We start from the raw sequence: 18,546 nt of genomic DNA on the forward strand, positions 1-18,546 counted from the left end.
TGAAAATCATGGAAGCACCCCTCCTGCATCTCGCCCTGGTCGGCACGCCAAACAGCGGCAAGACCTCGCTGTTCAATGCCCTGACCGGCAGCCGGCAGAAGGTCGCGAACTATCCGGGCGTCACCGTCGAGCGCAAGGAAGGCTTCTTCGTCACGCCCCAGGGACGCCAGGTCTCGGTGGTCGACCTGCCCGGCACCTATTCGCTGCGCGGCCGCAGCCCGGACGAGGAGATCACCCGCGACTTCGTGCTCGGCAAGGCCTCTGGCGAGACCGTGCCCGACCTCGTGCTGTGCGTGGCCGATTCCACCAATCTGCGCTTGACCATCCGCCTGCTGCTGGAGCTCAAGCGCACCGGCCGGCCGATGATCCTCGTGCTCAACATGTTCGACATCGCCGCGCGCCGCGGCATCACGGTCGACGTCGAGCGGCTCGCCAAGGAGCTCGGCGTGCCCGTGGTCACCTCGATCGCGGTGCGCAAGGGCGGCACGGCCGATCTGTTGACGCTGACCGACGAGATCTCGGCCAGGCTCGCCACCGAGCCTGCGGAGAACACCTGGCGCGCGCTCAGCGTCGGCGAATTGCGCTCCACCCAGCGCGAGGCCGACCGCATCATCGCCGACTGCGTCAGCCTGCCGAGCCGGCCTGACACCTGGACCGCGCGGATCGACGCGGTGGTGCTGCATCCCGTCGGCGGCCTCATCGTGCTGGCGCTGATCCTGTTCGTGATGTTCCAGGCGGTGTTCGCCTGGGCGCAGCCGCTGATGGAGCTGCTCAATTCCGGCTTCGACGCGCTCGGCGAGTTCGTGCACACCACCCTGCCCGCCGGCCTGCTCCAGAGCTTCCTCCAGAACGGCGTGATCTCAGGCGTCGGCAGCGTGATCGTGTTCCTGCCGCAGATCATCATCATCTTTCTGTTCATCCTGCTGCTGGAAGATTTCGGCTACATGGCGCGCGCCGCGTTCCTGATGGACCGCATCATGGGCGGCGCCGGCCTGCACGGCCGCGCCTTCATCCCGCTGCTGTCGAGCTTTGCCTGCGCCATTCCCGGCATCATGGCGACGCGCGTGATCGACAACAAGCGCGACCGGCTGACCACGATCCTGATCGCGCCACTGATGACCTGCTCGGCGCGCATCCCGGTCTACACGCTGATCATCTCGGCCTTCATTCCGGCGAAGGACGTCTGGGGCTTCATCAACCTCCAGGGCCTCGTGATGTTCGGCCTTTACGCCGCTGGCATCATCAGCGCGCTTGCCGTCTCGTTCCTGATCAAGTTCTTCATGCTGCGCGACTACGCGCCGGCGCCATTCATGCTGGAGCTGCCCGACTACAAGATGCCGCGGCTGAAATCGATCGCGATCGGCGTCTACACGCGGGCCAAGATGTTCCTCCACCGCGCCGGCACCACGATCTTCTCGATGATGGTGCTGATCTGGTTCCTGGCCTCGTTCCCGCAGCCGCCGGCGGGCGCGACCGAGCCCGGCATCGACTTCAGCCTCGCCGCCATCATCGGCAAGGCGCTCGAGCCGCTGCTCGCCCCCGTCGGCTTCAACTGGCAGATCGCGGTCGCCCTGATCCCGGGCATGGCGGCGCGCGAGGTCGCGGTCGCAGCGCTCGGCACGGTCTATGCGATCGAAGGCGGCAAGGAAGCGGCCGAGCAGATCGGCCAGGTGCTGGCGACGAAATGGTCGCTCGCCACCGCGCTGTCGATGCTGGCCTGGTACATCTTCGCCCCGCAATGCGCCTCGACGCTGGCCGTGATCCGGCGCGAGACCGGAAGCTGGCGATGGATGGCGGTGACCTTCAGCTACATGCTGGTGCTGGCCTATGCCGCGAGCCTCGTGACGTACAACGTCGCGGTGGCGTTGGGGGCGGGATAGAGTCCCCTCTCGAAACTAAAAACTGCGAAAACAACCCCATGCACAGTAGACGGGGTCGTGAAATCAATGGCTTACGAATTATCCGAATTCGCTTGACCCGTCGGGCAAAACACCGGCATGATGACACCATCGGGAAGCGTCCGCCAACGATTGATCGCGGCCCGCATCCTCGACAAGTCCGCACAATTCACTCGCGCCTGGCCTTGCGACATCGCAGGAACTGATGCCGGACCTCCATCGTTTTCTTCGGCTTCCCATGAAAAGGCCCCGGTCGATGCCGGGGCCTGAGTTCACCGGGAAGACACACACACTCAATAGCGAGCAGCGACCGGAGCACCGAAACCACCGAAGCGGTAGTTCAACCGAAGCGTAACCATGTCCACATCCTGGCTGATCCCGCTGCCGGTGAGCGTCAACCCGCCGGGCGTGACCACGCCTGCGAAGCCGAAATTGTCGCGTCCCATCCAGAGATGGTCGTACTCGATACCGGCCGACCAGTTCGGCGCAAAACCATATTCCCAGCCGACACCCAGGGCGCCGCCCCAGCGCGTGTGACCTGCTGAAGCCAGTCCGACGCCGGTGACGTTGTTGAATATATCGAATCGATTGCGGGTCACGGCAGCGCCGCCCTTCACGTAGAACAGCGAAGCGTTCCATGCCCAACCGAGCTGGGCTGTGAACAGCCCAATGGCGTCGGTCTTGCCTGTGGTCGAGATCAACGGATCGATCAGGCTGACGCGCGTGTTCTTGATCTCGGCCCAATCGCCCTGAGCTTCCAGACCAAGCACAAACTGATTGGTTTGCCAGCGGTACCCGATCTGTCCACCCGCAAGACCACCGGAGCGATCGGCGCAGCCACCTGCTACCGTCCCAGCGGGCGTTACGAAGTCGACGCAACCATGGCTTTGCCCCCAGCCACCGTTGGCCCCGATGTAGAATCCGCTCCAGTTGTAGACCGCCACCACTGGTGCCGGCGGCGGCGCCTTGACGGCCATGTCGGCCGCCATGGCCGGAGCCGCCATACTCAGTGCCACGAAGCCGATCGCAGCAGTCGAAAACTTCCTCATGGTCTCGTCCCCTTTTTTGCTCTTTCGTTCAAATTCGCTGTCTCGTCCAGAAATGAGCACCCATGCTGACCAGGTGCATAAGGTTCGCGAATGTGAGGAACTTTACGCGGGCAGGAGTCCTGAAGCCCGTATCAAAATGGCAACACCCAAGCGCCATCTCTATGCACTGTAGCGTGCTTAATCGATGCCCGACGCTTCTGACGGTAGAGAGCCGCCGTCATCGTTGAGCCACGCATGGATATCTGGCGCCGGAATGAGCCGCCTCGGAACGTGAGGATTGATCGTACCTGCAAAAACAGAAAGGCCTTCATCGAGCTTCGCGCGCGCGAACAACTTGGCTTCGTCCTCGGTCGCGAACGTCCGCGTCTCGCGCGGACTGCGCTGCCTCGGCAAAACGCCACGTTGTCGAATTTCAAAGCTGACGTACCAAGTCGGGATCATCGCACCTGTCAACCTGTGAGCCTCGAAGTCGGGTTGTGGCGCGATCGTCATCCGCGTATTTGATGCAGATCAAACCCCGCGCGTCACACCGGCGATCGGGAGGTTGAGTAAGACGTCGGCAGGACGGCATCGTCGGCGCAACAATCGATGCTCACTTCGAACGCCGCTAACCTCATTGGATCACTTCCGCACCAACAGACTGACCTCCGAGAAACTGCGCGACGATGATCTCGCCGACCTCGTCACACTCCATCTCGATCCCGACGTGTCCCGCTATCTCGGCGGTGTCCGTTCGGCGGAGGCGACGAAGACTTATCTCGCCGTCAACATGGCCCATTGGGACCGGCACGGTTTCGGGCTCTGGGTGCTGCGAACGAGAGACGGAGCATTCGCCGGACGGGCGGGGATCAGGCACATCCTCGTTGATGGTATCGACGAGATCGAGATTGCCTATACGTTCAAACGCGACCTCTGGGGCCAAGGATTTGCGAGCGAGACCGCCGCGGCGCTGACGCATATCGGGCTGTCGCAACTCGCGCTGCCGTCGCTCATCGGCCTGGTCTTCGTCGAACATGGCGCGTCGCGCCGCGTCCTAGAGAAATCCAATTACATTCTGGAGAAGAGCACGACGCATCACGGCGAGGACGTCGTGATCTACCGGATCCGGCGGTGAGCGACGCCCCAACGCTCAGCCGGTGCGCAGCCGAATGGCCGATCGCGGCAATGAGGCCAGAAACAGAACGGCGCAGACGCACAGCAAGACGATGTCCTTGAACAGGAACTCGCCGGTCAGATTCCACGCCATGGGATCGGATGACAGGCTCCATGTGACGACGCCCGGCGTCGTGAAGAAGAACGACCATGTGATCGCGAAGGTCACCACGCCCATGAATGAGCCGACGGCGGACAAGACCGGGCTGAAGCTACCTGCCGCCAGCAGCGCCGCAATCGCGAATTCGGCAACACCGAGAACATAGGCCTCTCCCCTCAGGCCGAAGATCGACAGCCAGGAGATGAACGGACTGTTGGTGATGAACTGCGCGATGCCCTGCGCGGATTGCAGTGTGAATTTCTGCATTCCGAAGGACACGAATATGACCACCATGACCCAGCGGAGAATGGCGAGCGGACGATACGAACCTCCACCATTCTCGGCAACGTTGAATTCCATCATGTGACGATCTCTCCCCGGAATGCGCGTCCATCAGCGTGCGAAGAAAATACGTTCGCTGAAAGCTGTACGAAGAGATCCTTCCGCCGTTACCTGCATCCGGAGTTCCACTGATCACAGGTGCGTGCAACGGCGTGTGTCGGCGCCATGATCGAAGGCAATTCCGAGAAGCTACCAGCAGCGCTCCGCGACGGATCGCAGCGCCCAAGCGGCGCGAGGCCCGTCAGGCCGAGATGATTGCCACCACTTCAATCTCGACGCGGGCCGATGTCGGCGTCAGGGCGCTGACCTGGACGAGCGTGCTGGCCGGGCGCACCGCATCGAAGGCTTCAGAGTGGGCGCGCGCCACATGCTCGGTGTCCGCCATATCGATCACGTACACCACGGTACGGACGACATGCCGCATATCGGCGCCAGCCCCCTCACGGCTCCAGCGTGTAGGAGCGTCCGGGTTCGAGCACGTAGATGGTCAGGAAACAGAGCGGACGTTCCGGATCACAATTGCGAAACAGGGTGTGTGGAAGATCCGCCCGATCCTGCAACGTCTCGCCCGCCCGGTACTGTCGCGGTTCGTCGCCGCCATAAGCGGACTCGGCGACACCTTCGACGATGTAGATCGCGCCCGCAACGGGATGCCGGTGAAGCGGCGCGACGCCACCCGGCGGATAGGTGACCTCGACGACCATGAGTTCCTGTTGATTGCCCGGCAATGGCAGACGTTCGAGAACCTTGCGCGTAACACCGGCAAACCCTGCTTGTTGAGCGCTCGCCTGAGCGTCGGTACGTTCATCCATGGAGCACCTGTCTCGTTCGAGAGTTGCAGCCGTCGCGCCAGATCGCGGTGAACGACAATGGAATGCCTGAAGCGACAAGGTTGAAGGCTGAACCGCTCTCACAGCATTCTGCCTCATATGCGACAGCCCCGTTCAAAGCCTCGTGTCATGGGACCACTTGGAACAGAGGGACTCGCCTGACGCAGTTCCATCTGGCTGCTTCGATGATGTTCCTGAATGCAACCGACCTGAACAGTCATTCAAGAAAGTTTCTTGCCCGTTCCTGCAACAGGTGGTGACGGCAGTCGTTGACCCCCGACGACGCGAACAGGAGGAACAGATGAAGAAGCTGACTTACGCTCTTGCAGCGGTAGCGACGCTTGCAATCGGTGCCCCGACCATCGCCAATGCGGCCGGCGTCGGCATCTATGTCGGCGGCGACAGGGACTATTATGACGGCCCCCGCGCGCGCGTTTACGAGCATGACCGCGGCTGGCACCGTGGCTGGTACAATCACGACCGCGATTACGACCGCGGCGTCGTGATCCGTCGTTATCATCATTGGGACGATTAGTGCGAGCCAGCACGATCGAACAAGGAGGCCTCGCTTCGGCGAGGCCTTTTGCATGTCGGCCGCCCCGCCACTTTCTCACTCGCCGCGATGGCGCAGCGCGTCGACGATGACCTTGAAGGCGGGCGAGTTCTGGCGGCGGCTCGGATAGTAGATGTGGTATCCGTCGAACACCGGCGACCACTTGTCCAGGACCAGCGCGAGGTCCCCCGACATGATGTGCCGTTGCACGACATTCTCCGGCACATAGGCGATGCCGTATCCTTTCAGCGCGGCATCGGCCTGGGCGTAGGAGGTGTTGAACGTCAATTGCCCGTCCACTCGAACGCGAAGTTCCTGGCCGTCCTTCGCGAACTCCCACGCGTAAAGCCCACCTGCCCTTTCCAGCCGCAGGTTGATGCAATTGTGCCGCACGAGGTCGTGGGGGTGCTCCGGCACGCCGTGTTCGGCGAAGTAGCCGGGTGAGCCCACGGCCACCAGCCGCCAATCCGGTCCGATCCGCACGGCGACCATGTCCTTTTCGACGCTTTCTCCGAGACGGACGCCGGCGTCGAATCCGTCCTCGACAATGTTGCGAAATCCGTTGTCGAGACTGAGCTCGAGCTTGATGTCGGGATAGTCCTTCAGGATCGGCTGCAGCTTGGGCCACACCACGCTCTGGAGCGCGTGCTCCGACACCGTCATCCGGATCCGCCCCGAGGGCTTGTCGCGGAACGCCATCAGGTCGGCAATCTCGGCCTCGATCTCGGCGATGCGCGGAGCCATCGACAGCCTCAACCGTTCGCCGGCTTCGGTGAGACCGACGCTGCGTGTCGTGCGCGTCAGCAGCCGGATGCCCATCTGGTCTTCCAGCCGCTTGATGGTGTGACTCAAGGTCGATTGGCCAATGCCGAGCTTCGCGGCCGCCTTGGTGAAGCTGCGCTCCTTGGCGACCGTGAGGAACCAAAGAAGGTCGTTGAAGTCTTGCTTGGCCATCGTTCTCCGCCGCCGACCGTCCCCATTTATGCCGCCCATCGATTAATGCAAGCGGATTACTCCATCTAATCCGATTGCTCGCTATCGGCTATCTCCGGCGGTGCGGGTGGTCTTCGCTGTGCCCCGCGCCGTCCTGGCCCGACTACAGGAACGCACCATGCCCAGACATCGCCCGGTGCGCCGGTCCGTTCTTGGAGGTCTCCTGGCCATCGCCGCCGTTTCCAGGCCGGTGGCCGGCCTGACCGCGACGAACGCTTCCTGGCACACGGGAGCCGCGACCATGCGGATACGATGCGCCTTCGATCGTCACAGCTTTACGGTGGTCCTCTTCGACGGCCCGTCAGCACGCGAATTCGTCTCGCGCCTGCCGCTCGACCTGGCGATCGAGGACTATTCGACCAACGAGAAGATTGCCTATCTGCCGCGCAAGCTGACCGAGGACGGCGGCAGCCCGTTCGCGGACGAGGCGCCAGGCGATCTCTGTTACTACGCGCCCTGGGGCAATCTCGTCTTCTTCCATGACAGCTATCGCTACTCGAAAGGGCTGATCCGTCTCGGCCGACTCGAGGATGGCATTCAGCCCCTGCTCGCGAGAGGGAAATACCCTCTTCGCATAGAGCTTCTCACCTGACGTTCAAATTTGGAGGTTCAGCAATGCTGGCAACACTCATGTACGGTCCCGGTGATGTCCGGTGCGAACAGGTCGACGACCCCAGGATCCTCAAACCCACCGATGCCATCATCAAGCTGTCGGCCACCTGCATCTGCGGCTCGGATCTCTGGCCCTACCGGGGTCTGCAGCCGATCGACGGCCGCGCCCATATGGGCCACGAATATTGCGGCGTCGTCGTGGAGGTCGGACGCGAGGTGACGACGGTGCGGCCCGGACAGTTCGTCGTCGGCTCGTTCTGCATCTCGGACAACACCTGCCCGCATTGCCGGTTTGGATTTCATTCCTCATGCGTCCAGCGCGAGTTCATGTCCGGCGCACAGGCGCCGTACGCGCGGGTGCCGCTCGCCGACGGCACGCTGGTTGCGACCGCGGAGCTGCCTTCGCCCGATCTCATCCCCGATCTGCTCGCGACCTCCGACGTGCTGGGCACGGGATGGTACGCCGCCGACGCCGCGAACGTCCGTGAGGGATCGACCGTCGTCGTGGTCGGCGACGGCGCCGTCGGGCTGATGGGCGTGCTGTCGGCCAAAGCGATGGGGGCCGAGCGGATCATCGCCATGAGCCGCCACGAGACCCGGCAACGGCTCGCCATCGAGTTCGGGGCGACCGACATCGTGGCGGAGCGCGGCGAAGCGGGCATTGCCCGCATCAAGGAGCTGACGCGCGGCGTCGGCGCCGATTCCGTTCTGGAGTGTGTCGGCATGCAGGAGTCGATGACGCAGGCCATCGAGTGCACGCGGCCCGGCGGCTCGATCGGCTATGTCGGCGTGCCCCACGGCGTGACCTTCGACGGCCAGGCGATGTTCTTCGCGCAACGCCGCATGCTCGGCGGACCGGCCCCCGTCCGGCGCTTCCTGCCGGACCTGATCGACCGCGTCCTCGCCGGCAAGATCAAGCCCGGAAAGGTCTTCGATCTCAAGCTGCCGCTGGCCGACGTGGCCGAGGGCTACCGCGCCATGGACGAGCGACGCGCGATCAAGACGATGATCACCGTCTGAGGTCGTATGCATGATCTCGCGGCGCCGCGTGATCGCGGGAGCAGGCTCCTTCGCCGTCGTCTCCGCGTCGCGATCGGCAACAATGAGCGAAACCGGCGTGTCGAAGCAAGGGAGTCAGTCGATGCAGATCAAGCGTAGTGGAGATCAGCCGTCCCAAAAAGGCCCGGAAGCGTGGTTCACCGGACAAGTGCGCATCGATCCGCTGCACACAGCCGTCGCGCCGGCGCACGCGAACGTCGCCAGCGTCACCTTCGAACCGGGTGCCCGGACGGCGTGGCACACCCATCCGCTGAGCCAGACGCTGATTGTGACAGCGGGGGCGGGTCGCGCACAGACATGGGGCGGCCCGATCGAGGAACTACGGCCCGGCGACGTGGTCTGGTTTTCGCGGGCGAGAAGCACTGGCACGGCGCGAGCGCCACGACGGCGATGACGCACACCGCCATACAGGAGCAGCTGGACGGCAAGACGGTCGACTGGCTGGAGAAAGTCAGCGACGAACAATATCGCGGCTGAAAAGTAACGAGGTGCGTCCTGCGCCGTCATTGCGAGCGCAGTGACTTGTCCCGCCGAAGCTTTGGCGAAGGCGGGAGCAATCCAGGCTGTCTCCGCGGAAAGATTCGGGATTGCTTCGTCGCATCGGCGCAAAATTGCTTCGCAATTTTGTCGCGAGCTCCTCGCAATGACGGTGGAAGCCGTTGTGTAACGCGGATGGAATCCTACCTGAAATACCCCAGCACCAGATCGATATCCGAGCTGCCGGCGACCGCGCCGTTCAGCTCGGCGTCGATGACGCGGCGGCAGGCTTCGATCGCGGCGTGATCGCCGAGATCGTTGGCGGCTTCCAGCACGAGCCAGGCGGCGTCGACCGAGGCCTTGTCCGGAGCTCCGCCGCCGACATCGGCGCCGAAGGCATTGTTGAGGTTCTTCTTGCGAACGGCGGTGCCGAATTGAGGCAACATTTGCAAATACTCCCCTGCCAATTCCCGGGTGATGCTCAGTGGACCTGCTTAGTGGACTTGCTCAGTGGACCTGGAGTTCGGGCTGACGGCCCGCATCGGCACCCGCGCCGGTCTTGCGCGACTGGTAGAACTTCAGGATGCTGCGCGAGGTCTCGATCTTGAGCCGGCTGAACTCGCGCTCGTTGTCCTGGAGCTCGCGCGCGGTGATCAGATGATCCTTGGCGCCGAGGAACAGCAGCGACATCGTCGTGTCCCAGGAGAAGTTGAGCGCCTTGCACAGCACCAGGATCATCTCGCGGTTGCGGTCCATCAGCGCGCGCTCGATCACGTCGACCGGCAGCGCCGACAGCAGCGACAGGCCGATCTGCACCTCGTCGAAGCGGTGCTGGCGCGCATAGTTCGAGATCGAGTCCTGGTTGAGGTTGCCCTGGCGGTACTGCGTCGTCACCACGCGCTTGGCGACGAAGTAGCTGCGCGAGGACGGGCCGAACTTGGATTGCAGATCGCCGGTGACCTCTGTCACCGAGCTCTGGATCTGCGCCATCATCTCGGGGCGCTCGCTCTCGAGCCGGCGGCGGACGTCTTCCGACGCTTTCGAGATGAGCTGCTGGAAGATGTGGCGCGGCACGTCCTTGCGCAGGCCAAGCTGCTCGGCAAGAATCGAATCGCCCTCGGCGCGGCGGACCATGTGCAGCAGGCCCGAGCCGGAGAAGCGCGCGCCCTCGTTCCTGGCGACCGACGTCACGACCTCCTGGTCGCCGCGCTTGACCAGCACGTCGGTCACGGCCTCGCCGATGGATTTACGCTGGGCAATCGCGAGCAGATGCGACTGGCTCTTGGTAAGGGCGCTCTCGACCAGCATCTTCTCGTCGAGACGGGTGGAGTCGCGCAGCACGGGACCGGCAACCGCGATCTCGTCGTCGAGAGCGAGCTTTTCGATAACATTGAGCGGAGCGTGATCGCAGGCCGCCATCAATTCGGAGAGCTGCGTCCGCGCGGCAACCTCGATCTCGTCGGCAAGCCGGCCGATGACCTCGCCGAACATGCTGATCTCGTCGTCGCTGTAGCGGCCGGTGATCAGGATGTCGGTCGCATGCCACAGCGCGCGTGCCCGGCTTTCGTCGGTGCCGCGCGCGATCGCGTCGTCCAGATCCTGTAGAAGCGTTTTCGCCCCGTTCATGTCGATCACCCCAGTTCTTGGTCGTTCTTTGGCGAGCCATCCCGCCTGTGCTGGCGCGACGCCGAATTCCTCTGACACCCGACACTAGGGAACAAACGCGAGAATCCGGTAAAGTCGGCAGATCAGTTTTGCCGACGAGAATTCATTCAAATGCGAGGGAATGGGTTTACCGGCGGGCAAGGGAGAAGGTGCGCTCCCTCTCCCGCTTGCGGGAGAGGGCTGGGGAGAGGGTGTCTCCGCAGAGCGACTCCCTTAATGAAAAGAACCCTCACCCGGCGCTTCGCGCCGACCTCTCCCGCAAGCGGGAGAGGTTAAGAGGGCTCGCGGCCCGATCTCTCCAAACTAACTTCGCCCTTACGGGTTCGACGGCGTCAGCACCAGCGGCGGCTTCGGCTTGGGCTTTGCGGGCGCGGGGCCCGGCGCCGGTCTCACCTCGATCGGCGGCGGCAATGGCGCGACCTGCTGACTTGCGAGCGGCGGGCTTGGAGCTGCGGGCGCGGCCAGCGGCGCTTTCGGCGTCGGCGCGGCTTTCGGCCTTGGCGGCGCGCGGCGTGGATCCTGGCCCGGCAGCGGCACGTTGGCCGGCACCTGCTCGGGCGCCGCATCCGGAGACACCAACGTCGGTAGCGCCGCGGTCGCCGGCGGCGGCTCGCCGCGCTCGATGGCATCGAGCCGGCGCGTCTCGCGATCGATCGTGCGCACCGCGAGCCACGAAGACAGCGGCGCAAGATCGACGGTGCGGTTGAGCTTGTCGGGGGGGCCCGCCGCGAACAACTGGATCTCCGGCGGGGCGCCGGAGAGCCCGGTCATGATCGGCGTCAGGCTGGCGCGGATGTCGGCCTGGTCGGCGGGAATGTCGTAACCGCCGGAGACAATGGCGCGGGCGTTCTTCGCTTCAAGCGGCGTGGCACCAACGCGCAGCCGTCCGTCGCGGATCGTGAACGGGATCTGCGCCGAGGCGACCGCAATGGGACCCGCCGCCAGCGCGGGTTCGACCAGCTGCCGCAGCCTGTTGTCGTCGGCGACCTGACCGCCGTCGCTGGCGCGGATGGCGATCTCGAACGCACGCGGGTTGAGGCCGCTGATTTCCGCAGAGTCCAGCGTCACCGTGCCGTTGCCGGCGAGCGCGCCGGTCAACGCCGCGACGCTGCGGCCCTGGCTGGTCAGTGCCATCTGCACCGAGGCGCGTCCCTTGGGCAAAGCAAGATCACGGTAGCGCAGCGTGGTCGCATCGACATTGCTGAGCTCGATACGTGCGTTCAGCGCAACGCCACTCGCGCCGTTGCGCGCGTCAAAGCTCGCCGACAGCTCGCCGCCGCCGACGCCGCCCTTGAGCGCATCGAGCGCGAGCGACTGGCCGTCGCTCCGGATCGTCCCGCCGATGGGACGCAGCTCGACGCCGCCTGGCAACGTGCCGCGCAACGCCTGGAAGGCGATGCGGCCGCGCCAGCCACCGAGGAGCCCCGCGCTCAGCGGCTCGCCGGCATCGCGTCCGGCCGCGCCGACGGCAAGCGCGAGCGCCGGCGCAAGATCGAGCGTGTCGAGGCCTACCTCGCCGTCGATGCTCTTCTCCTGGTCGAGCGTGACCGCCAGACGACCGCGCAGATGCGAGCCGGCCGCGCTGCCGTCGAGATCGTCGAAGGTCAGGCGATTGCCGGACAGAGAGAGCCGGGAGGACAGGCTGACGGTCTGCGTCGATTTGCCGGCCGGGCCGGTTCCGAACAGCGGCGCGAGGTTGACGTTGCGCACGCGCAGATTCACGGACGCCTTCGGCTCCGGCGCGGACAATTCGACGCTGCCTTGCGCGTCTGCGTCCAGCCCGCCGCCGCTCAGTTTTGCGTTCAATTGCAGCGGACGGCGCCAGGCACCGCTTAACCGGCCTTCGAACTGCGAAGCGCCCTCGCCCGCGGCCACCACGCGATCGAGGCCGAGCAAGGCCAGCAATGCGCCGGCCTGCGGGGTCGAGACTTTCGAGTCCAGCGTGAAGTCGCTGTTGCGCAGGCGGTCGATGTCGATGCCGTTGACGGCCGCTACCGGCGTCTGTGCGGCCAGCGTCGCGGTGGCCTTGAGCTGCGGCGCGTCGAGATCGAACACGGCGCGGGCGTCGCTGCGATCGGCATGCTCGGCGTTCCTGTCGAGGCTGAGGTCGAGCTTCAGGCGGGTCGCACCGGGCAGCGGCGCGATCGCATCGAAGCGCGTACGCACCGAAGGGGCAAACGGCTCGATCAGCGCGGTAAGCTCGCGCAGCGAATTGGCTGAGGATTTCAGCGCGAGCTTGCCGGTGGCTTTGGTACGGTCGAAGCTGCCGCTCGCCTCGGTGGTCACGCCGCTGGTCTGGCCGAACCGCAACTGCTCCAGCGACAGCGACGCCGGTCCATAGCCGAGCCTCGCCGCGAACGGCCGCAGCTCCTGGCCGGCGGAGATCGCACGGCCGACATCGAGCGAGAGCCTTGCCTCCTCCGGCCATTCGCCTTGCGGCCCGCCGAGCGCGCGCACAAAGCTCGCAGCGGCGTCGAGATCGAGGCGGTCGGCCTTGAGCTCGGCATCGATCCGCGAGCCCTTGCTCGCGCCGGTCTGGACGAAAGCAATTCGTCCCTCGATGGCGCCGCCTTCGATGTCGGCCTTCAGCTTGTCGATGGCGAGATGGTTGGCGGCGATCGTCACGTCGCCGGCAAGCCGCAGCGGCCGGGTGCTGCGGCGGTTGACCTCGCTGCGGCCCTGGAGCCAGGCCACCAGCGTATCGGGATCGGAGGATTCGACGCTGAGCCGGCCACTGAAGCTGTCGGCGCCGGGCGCCGCGCCGTTGAGCGAGAGCTGCGTCATGCCGGGCGCGCGCAGCTCGAGCCGCTGGAAGGTCCAGGACCGGCCGTCGGTCTTGAGCTCGGCGGCGATGTTCTGGAGCGGCCGGCCGCCGAGCATGATCTGGTCGGAGTTGAACTCGATCTGCGCCGGGATCGGCGCCTGCGGGATCGCGGCAAGGCCGGCGCGCAGTGCCGGCAGGATGCGCAGCGGCTCGGCGTCGTCCTTGCCGGCCAGCTTGTCGGCATCGATCTGGCGCGCCGACAGCACCGCGCGCAGCAGCGGCGAGGCGCCGAACCTGAGATCGCCGACGCCGCCGACTTTCAACGCATTGTCCTCGGCGCCAAAGCTTGCGTCGATCTGGTCGAACTTGGCGCCGGCGGGATCGGCCTTGAGTTTTGCGGTGAGCTTCCAGGGCGTCGGCCCGGCCTCGCCGGCCTTCTTCGCCGCCGGCACGGCCAGCGTCAGCGCGCCGTCGAATTTCGGCAGGCGGTTGTCGAAGGCGAGCACGCCTTCGAGATCGGCGAGGATGGCGCGCTCGCCGGGATCGATGTTGAGGTGGAGACGCGTGGCGCTGCCGTCGGCGCTCGGGCCGGAGGAGATGCGGAACGGGTAGCGCGTGCCGCTCGCGGTGAAGCGGCCGTCGCCCCGCACCGAACCGGCCAGCGAGCGGACGTCGCCGGAGAAGGCGATGTCGCTCAGCTCCAGCGTCGAGCGGCTGGCGGCATCGTGCAGGGCGATGCGGCCGGTGAGATTGAGGCGCTCGATCGCCAGCGAAGCCAGATTGAAGGTGCCGCTCGCGGTGGACGGCAGATCGACCCGCCCGCGCGCATCGAGGCCGAGATCGACCGCCATGCCATTGACCGTCAGCTCGGTGGCGCGCCATTCGCCGCGCATCAGCGCGCTCAGGCTGAACTCGACGTCGAGCTTGTCGGCGCGCAGGCGGCCGAGATCGTTGTTGCCGCCGAAGGTGACCGAGCGCAGCCGCAACGTCGGCGCCGGCAGCAGCCGCGCGTCGAGCTCGCCCGCCACCCGCACCGGCACGCCGATGATCCGGCCCGCCTCCGCCTCGAACTGGGGCCTGAACTGGTTCCAGTCGATGAAGTAGGGCCCGATCAGCGCGGCCAGAAGCGCAATGATGAAGGCAATCGCCAATCCGAGCAGCGTCGTCTGCACGGGTCTCCCCTCGGCCAAACCGGCACCCGGGCCAAACCTTGCCCCATGGAAGGCTTCAGGCGCGCCGGAACAGCCCCTTATATAGGGGGAAGTGTGGCGAAGTCACAGCGACTGTTGCGCGCGGAGGTTAACGCGCGCCGCCTCACCAGCTCGCCGGCAAGCTCTTCAGGCCGCGCAGCACGAAGGTCGGCCGCCATTCCGGGTTCTCGACGTCGTCGATGCGCAGATCCGGCAGCCGGCGCAACAGCGTGGCGATGGCGATCTCGGCCTCGATCCGCGCCAATTGGGCCCCCAGGCAGAAATGGATGCCGCCGCCGAACGACAGCGGCTTGACGTTGGGACGGGTGACGTCGAGCCGGTCGGGGCGATCGGGATAGACCGCCGGATCGCGGTTGGCCGAGCCGAGCAGGCACAGCACGGTCTCGCCCTTGGGGATTTTCCTGCCGCCGAGATCGTCGATATCCTCGAGCGTGACGCGCCCGGTCATCTGCACCGAGGAATCGTAGCGCAGGAACTCCTCGATCGCATTGACCATCAGCTCCGGCCGGGCCTTGAGCAGCGCGAGCTGGTCCGGGTTGCGATGCAGCGCCAAGAGGCCGTTGCCGATCAGATTGACGGTGGTCTCGTGGCCGGCGCCGAACAACAGGATGATGTTGGCGGTCAGCTCCTCGTTGGTGAGCTTGTTGCCGTCTTCCTCGGCCTGCACCAGCTGGGTGGTGAGGTCGTCGGCGGGATTGCGGCGCCGGAGCTCGAACAGCTGCTGGAAATACATCTGCGCCATCATGTTGCCGGCGTTGCCCTTCGCGATCTCCTCCGGCGTGAGCGGCACGGGGTCGAGCAGCCGCCCGCCGTCGCGCGAGCTCTTGTAGAAGACCTCGCGATGATCCTCGGGGATTCCCAGCATGTCGCAGATGATGGTGACGGGCAGGCGGAAGGCGAAATCCTCGATCAGGTCCATGTGGCCGCGGTCGATCACGGCATCGATGGCCTCATCGACGATCTCCTGGATCCGCGGCCGCATGTCCTCGACGCGCCGCGCGGTGAAGGCCTTCACCACGAGGCCGCGCAGGCGGGTGTGGTCGGGCGGATCGGCCTGCAGCATCCAGTGGCTCATGCTGCGGAACACCGGCTCGTCCATGATCTTTTCGCTGTAGCGGCGCTTGGACCGCTCGACGAAATCCTTGCCGAAGCGCTTGTCGCGCATCACGAGGCTGACATCGGCGTGGCGACTGGCGACGAACTGGCCGAACGGCGTCACATGGATCGGATCGATCGCGCGCAGCCGGTCGTAATGCGGATAGGGGTTGCGGATGAAGTCCGGCGACAGCGGATTGAACAGCGGATCGCCGCCGGCAGGTTGCGCTTGCTCGTTCATGGTGACCTCAAATCGGTTGCCGCATGACACGAATACGCCGATCGCAGCCCCACTGCCCGGCGTAACCATCCCCTGAAATTATCAACTCGATACATTGTTGTATCGAGTTGCATTCTGCCCTAACCTGGTCCGATGTCAAGGGTGAGAACCAGGCCGACCAGGGACGACACGCGCGACAAGCTGTTCGAGGCGGCCGCGCGGGTGTTCGAGGAAGACGGCATCGGCGGCGCCAGCATCGAGGCGATCGCGGCCGCGGCCGGCTTTACCCGCGGCGCGTTCTATTCCAACTTCAACAGCAAGGACGAATTGATCATCGCCATGCTCGAGGACCATGTCGAGCAGTCGATCCGGCGCAATATGGACATCCTCGCGCAGCACGACAATCTCGACGATTTCATCGCGGCGCTGCGAACGATGGACCGCAGCCGGCAGGATCCGCTCGGCCGCTCGCCGCTCTTGCACATGGAGATGATCCTCTACGTCGCGCGCGCCGAGAAGCGCCGGCCGGAGCTTGCCAAACGCCTGCGCGCGCGGCGCAAGCTGATCGCCGACATCGTCGAGGCGACGTTGAAGAGCAACGGCAAGAACAACGCGCTCAACCCGCCCTGGATGGCCTCCGTCGTGCTGGCGCTGGAAGACGGCTTTCGCCTGCACCGGCTGATCGATCCAGAGACGACGCCGGCCGACAGTTTTCTGCGCGCGATTACGGATCTGCGGCGGAGGACGGGGCTGGCGGCGGGGTGACAGCGGCTGGGGCGATTGTCCAAGCGACAACTTGAGAGAGGCTTGAACTTGTCAGCAACCTTGACCAACCCAAAGCCGCGAAAATCTGCTAGTTTTTGGAATCCGGACGTTTGGCTCCTGCGCGGAGGCAACGATGACGAACTCGGAAGTCTCCACCGATCTACCGGACAAACCGACATCCGATAACGAGCAACCGGACAAAGCGACATCCGATAAGGAGCAATTGGGGAAACCACCATCCGATCGCGATCTTCGCAATCCAACGAGTCGCCTCCGGGCGCGATTGCAGTTGATCGGCGGAGCGCTCGCCTCGATCGCCGCTATCGGCGCGATCGCGGGTGGTCTCGTCGGCTACTGGACTGTGTGGAAGACGCTCCGCACCGATGTGTTTCCGGACAAGCAACAGACGCAAAGAGAGGCTACGGCCAGGCCTGACGTTGCTCCCCGGTTGTCTCTCGTCGTCCTGCCATTTGCAAACCTCAACAACGATCCGGAGCAGGACTACTTCGCCGATAGTATTACGACCGATCTGACAACCGATCTCGCGCAAATGCCCGGCGCTTTCGTCATCGGACGGGGAACGGCCTTTACATTCAAGAACAAGCAGATCGACTTTAAGACGCTCGGCAAGGAGCTCGGCATCCGATGGGCGGTACAGGGCGCGGTGCGACGCAACGGAGATCAGATCCGGGTCAACGTGTCGCTTACGGATGCCGCAAGCGGTCGCGACATCTGGTCCGATCGCTTCGACGGCGATCGCACGAACCTCGCCGCCTTGCAGGACCAGATCACGGGACGGCTCGCACGCTCGCTAAACATTGAACTCATGCAAGCCGAAAGCCGCCGCAGCGAAAAGGACCAATCCAGAAATCCAGACGCCATGGACTTCACGATGCGCGGCTGGGCAAAGTTCTATGAGCCCCGGTCGAAGACGGAAATCGCGCAGGCAAAGGACCTGTTCGACCGTGCGTTGCATCTCGATCCGGATAACGTCGATGCAATGATCGCGAAAGCATGGTGCTTAGCCATTGCTGCGGGCTTCAGGTGGTCGACCTCCATGGCCGAAGATAAAGAAATAGCGACTGATCTCATCGACAGGGCGCTTGCGAAAAGCTCGTCAAACGCGTTGGCCTACGTGGTAAAGGGGGACACTCTTCGAGTATTTGGGCGCCCTGAGGAGGCGTTGCCTGAATACGACGCTGCGCTTGAAATCAATCCAAATTTCCCGATCGCCTACGCTCAGAAAGGACTTGCACTCATCCTCTCCGGGCGGGCCCGCGAAGCGTTCTCGCCGCTTCAGCTGGCACTCCGCCTCAGCCCGAAAGATCCGATTGCCGTCTCTTGGTATTACAACCTTTGCCATGCACACCTGCACCTTCAGGAATATGAAGAAGCCACCAAGGACTGCAGGCGAGTGATCAACATAAACAACGCATTCTGGTACGCCTATGTAGATCTGGTCTCGGCTTACGGAGCCAGCGGGCAATTGGAGCCGGCGCGGCAGAGCTTGACTGAATTGAACAAGATCCGACCAGATTTCACGATCCAGTGGTTCCGTGAGTTTGGCTACGGATACTCAAGCAACCCGCAGTTTCGTCGGGAATTTGATGAAATTCTCGATGGGCTAAGGAAGGGAGGCGTGCGGGAGCAATAGCGTGAAGGCCATTCGCTTGCCGACATTGGCGACCTTCCATCTCGAATGTCACCTATTGGCCCGTTTGAGACAAACTAACCAGCGCTGATCATGTCAGTTCACCAGGC

The 18,546-nt window shown here is 64.4% G+C and carries 17 protein-coding genes and 1 pseudogene; 8 read left to right on the forward strand and 10 right to left on the reverse strand.

Annotated elements, in window-relative coordinates; genetic code table 11:
• Positions 1 to 8 precede the first annotated feature (8 nt).
• Entirely contained in the window at positions 9 to 1,880 is a 1,872-nt protein-coding gene (gene feoB / locus BJA_RS33025; protein ID WP_011089263.1) for a ferrous iron transporter B, read from the forward strand.
• A gap of 311 nt (positions 1,881 to 2,191) precedes the next feature.
• On the opposite strand, the gene BJA_RS33030 is transcribed toward feoB, so the two are convergent.
• Positions 2,192 to 2,947: an outer membrane protein gene (locus tag BJA_RS33030; protein WP_038966473.1), complete on the reverse strand. Its 756-nt coding sequence runs from the start codon at positions 2,945 to 2,947 to the stop codon at positions 2,192 to 2,194.
• 177 nt (positions 2,948 to 3,124) lie between these two features.
• Positions 3,125 to 3,388, reverse strand: coding sequence for a hypothetical protein (locus tag BJA_RS33035; protein WP_038966475.1), 264 nt, complete (start codon positions 3,386 to 3,388; stop codon positions 3,125 to 3,127).
• Positions 3,389 to 3,563: 175 nt separating this feature from the next.
• Between BJA_RS33035 and BJA_RS33040 the strand changes: the two genes are divergently transcribed.
• Positions 3,564 to 4,061, forward strand: a complete 498-nt coding sequence (locus BJA_RS33040; protein WP_038966472.1) for a GNAT family N-acetyltransferase — start codon at positions 3,564 to 3,566, stop codon at positions 4,059 to 4,061.
• Positions 4,062 to 4,076: 15 nt separating this feature from the next.
• On the opposite strand, the gene BJA_RS33045 is transcribed toward BJA_RS33040, so the two are convergent.
• From BJA_RS33045 to BJA_RS33055, 3 genes are all read right to left on the reverse strand, one after another.
• Entirely contained in the window at positions 4,077 to 4,562 is a 486-nt protein-coding gene (locus BJA_RS33045; protein ID WP_011089267.1) for a YkgB family protein, read from the reverse strand.
• 220 nt (positions 4,563 to 4,782) lie between these two features.
• Positions 4,783 to 4,965: a Rid family hydrolase gene (locus tag BJA_RS33050; RefSeq protein ID WP_011089268.1), complete on the reverse strand. Its 183-nt coding sequence runs from the start codon at positions 4,963 to 4,965 to the stop codon at positions 4,783 to 4,785.
• A gap of 16 nt (positions 4,966 to 4,981) precedes the next feature.
• Entirely contained in the window at positions 4,982 to 5,353 is a 372-nt protein-coding gene (locus tag BJA_RS33055; protein ID WP_038966471.1) for a cupin domain-containing protein, read from the reverse strand.
• A 319-nt stretch (positions 5,354 to 5,672) separates the two neighbouring features.
• Here BJA_RS33055 and BJA_RS33060 point away from each other — a divergent pair, with 319 nt between their 5' ends.
• Positions 5,673 to 5,906, forward strand: coding sequence for a hypothetical protein (locus tag BJA_RS33060; protein ID WP_038966470.1), 234 nt, complete (start codon positions 5,673 to 5,675; stop codon positions 5,904 to 5,906).
• 75 nt (positions 5,907 to 5,981) lie between these two features.
• Here BJA_RS33060 and BJA_RS33065 read toward each other — a convergent pair whose 3' ends face one another.
• Entirely contained in the window at positions 5,982 to 6,878 is an 897-nt protein-coding gene (locus BJA_RS33065) for a LysR family transcriptional regulator (RefSeq protein WP_011089270.1), read from the reverse strand.
• Positions 6,879 to 7,035: 157 nt separating this feature from the next.
• On the opposite strand from BJA_RS33065, the gene BJA_RS33070 reads away from it, so the two are divergent.
• From BJA_RS33070 to BJA_RS33080, 3 genes and pseudogenes are all read left to right on the forward strand, one after another.
• Positions 7,036 to 7,509: a cyclophilin-like fold protein gene (locus BJA_RS33070; RefSeq protein WP_165448171.1), complete on the forward strand. Its 474-nt coding sequence runs from the start codon at positions 7,036 to 7,038 to the stop codon at positions 7,507 to 7,509.
• A 23-nt stretch (positions 7,510 to 7,532) separates the two neighbouring features.
• On the forward strand, positions 7,533 to 8,549 hold the full coding sequence (locus BJA_RS33075) for a zinc-dependent alcohol dehydrogenase family protein (protein ID WP_011089272.1): 1,017 nt from the start codon (positions 7,533 to 7,535) through the stop codon (positions 8,547 to 8,549).
• 121 nt (positions 8,550 to 8,670) lie between these two features.
• Positions 8,671 to 9,065 (forward strand): annotated as a pseudogene (locus BJA_RS33080) ((R)-mandelonitrile lyase).
• Positions 9,066 to 9,268: 203 nt separating this feature from the next.
• On the opposite strand, the gene BJA_RS33085 reads toward BJA_RS33080, so the two are convergent.
• The 4 genes from BJA_RS33085 to BJA_RS33100 form a co-directional block, all read right to left on the reverse strand.
• The gene (locus BJA_RS33085) at positions 9,269 to 9,511 is read right to left on the reverse strand and encodes a hypothetical protein (protein ID WP_011089274.1); all 243 of its coding nucleotides are present in this window, start codon (positions 9,509 to 9,511) and stop codon (positions 9,269 to 9,271) included.
• 61 nt (positions 9,512 to 9,572) lie between these two features.
• The gene (locus tag BJA_RS33090) at positions 9,573 to 10,691 is read right to left on the reverse strand and encodes a DUF2336 domain-containing protein (RefSeq protein WP_028176188.1); all 1,119 of its coding nucleotides are present in this window, start codon (positions 10,689 to 10,691) and stop codon (positions 9,573 to 9,575) included.
• Positions 10,692 to 11,045: 354 nt separating this feature from the next.
• Complete coding sequence (locus tag BJA_RS33095; protein ID WP_011089276.1) at positions 11,046 to 14,666, reverse strand: AsmA family protein; 3,621 nt, start codon at positions 14,664 to 14,666, stop codon at positions 11,046 to 11,048.
• Positions 14,667 to 14,808: 142 nt separating this feature from the next.
• Positions 14,809 to 16,041, reverse strand: coding sequence for a cytochrome P450 (locus BJA_RS33100; RefSeq protein WP_038966466.1), 1,233 nt, complete (start codon positions 16,039 to 16,041; stop codon positions 14,809 to 14,811).
• 132 nt (positions 16,042 to 16,173) lie between these two features.
• On the opposite strand from BJA_RS33100, the gene BJA_RS33105 reads away from it, so the two are divergent.
• Both BJA_RS33105 and BJA_RS33110 read left to right on the forward strand, forming a co-directional pair.
• Positions 16,174 to 16,785, forward strand: a complete 612-nt coding sequence (locus BJA_RS33105) for a TetR/AcrR family transcriptional regulator (protein WP_011089278.1) — start codon at positions 16,174 to 16,176, stop codon at positions 16,783 to 16,785.
• 133 nt (positions 16,786 to 16,918) lie between these two features.
• Positions 16,919 to 18,439 (forward strand): tetratricopeptide repeat protein, encoded by a 1,521-nt coding sequence (locus tag BJA_RS33110; protein WP_011089279.1) that lies wholly within the window; start codon positions 16,919 to 16,921, stop codon positions 18,437 to 18,439.
• Positions 18,440 to 18,546 lie beyond the last annotated feature (107 nt).

Source organism: Bradyrhizobium diazoefficiens USDA 110, assembly GCF_000011365.1.
GTDB lineage: Bacteria > Pseudomonadota > Alphaproteobacteria > Rhizobiales > Xanthobacteraceae > Bradyrhizobium > Bradyrhizobium diazoefficiens.

Bases quoted from the DNA above. Each gene is read 5' to 3' on its own strand.
- BJA_RS33090 (WP_028176188.1), bottom strand. From the start codon at position 10,691: ATGAACGGGGCGAAAACGCTTCTACAGGATCTGGACGACGCGATCGCG.
- BJA_RS33100 (WP_038966466.1), bottom strand. From the start codon at position 16,041: ATGAACGAGCAAGCGCAACCTGCCGGCGGCGATCCGCTGTTCAATCCG.
- BJA_RS33105 (WP_011089278.1), top strand. From the start codon at position 16,174: ATGTCAAGGGTGAGAACCAGGCCGACCAGGGACGACACGCGCGACAAG.
- BJA_RS33070 (WP_165448171.1), top strand. From the start codon at position 7,036: ATGCCCAGACATCGCCCGGTGCGCCGGTCCGTTCTTGGAGGTCTCCTG.
- BJA_RS33055 (WP_038966471.1), bottom strand. From the start codon at position 5,353: ATGGATGAACGTACCGACGCTCAGGCGAGCGCTCAACAAGCAGGGTTT.
- BJA_RS33085 (WP_011089274.1), bottom strand. From the start codon at position 9,511: ATGTTGCCTCAATTCGGCACCGCCGTTCGCAAGAAGAACCTCAACAAT.
- BJA_RS33030 (WP_038966473.1), bottom strand. From the start codon at position 2,947: ATGAGGAAGTTTTCGACTGCTGCGATCGGCTTCGTGGCACTGAGTATG.
- BJA_RS33050 (WP_011089268.1), bottom strand. From the start codon at position 4,965: ATGCGGCATGTCGTCCGTACCGTGGTGTACGTGATCGATATGGCGGAC.
- BJA_RS33045 (WP_011089267.1), bottom strand. From the start codon at position 4,562: ATGATGGAATTCAACGTTGCCGAGAATGGTGGAGGTTCGTATCGTCCG.
- feoB (WP_011089263.1), top strand. From the start codon at position 9: ATGGAAGCACCCCTCCTGCATCTCGCCCTGGTCGGCACGCCAAACAGC.
- BJA_RS33110 (WP_011089279.1), top strand. From the start codon at position 16,919: ATGACGAACTCGGAAGTCTCCACCGATCTACCGGACAAACCGACATCC.
- BJA_RS33065 (WP_011089270.1), bottom strand. From the start codon at position 6,878: ATGGCCAAGCAAGACTTCAACGACCTTCTTTGGTTCCTCACGGTCGCC.
- BJA_RS33075 (WP_011089272.1), top strand. From the start codon at position 7,533: ATGCTGGCAACACTCATGTACGGTCCCGGTGATGTCCGGTGCGAACAG.
- BJA_RS33035 (WP_038966475.1), bottom strand. From the start codon at position 3,388: ATGATCCCGACTTGGTACGTCAGCTTTGAAATTCGACAACGTGGCGTT.
- BJA_RS33060 (WP_038966470.1), top strand. From the start codon at position 5,673: ATGAAGAAGCTGACTTACGCTCTTGCAGCGGTAGCGACGCTTGCAATC.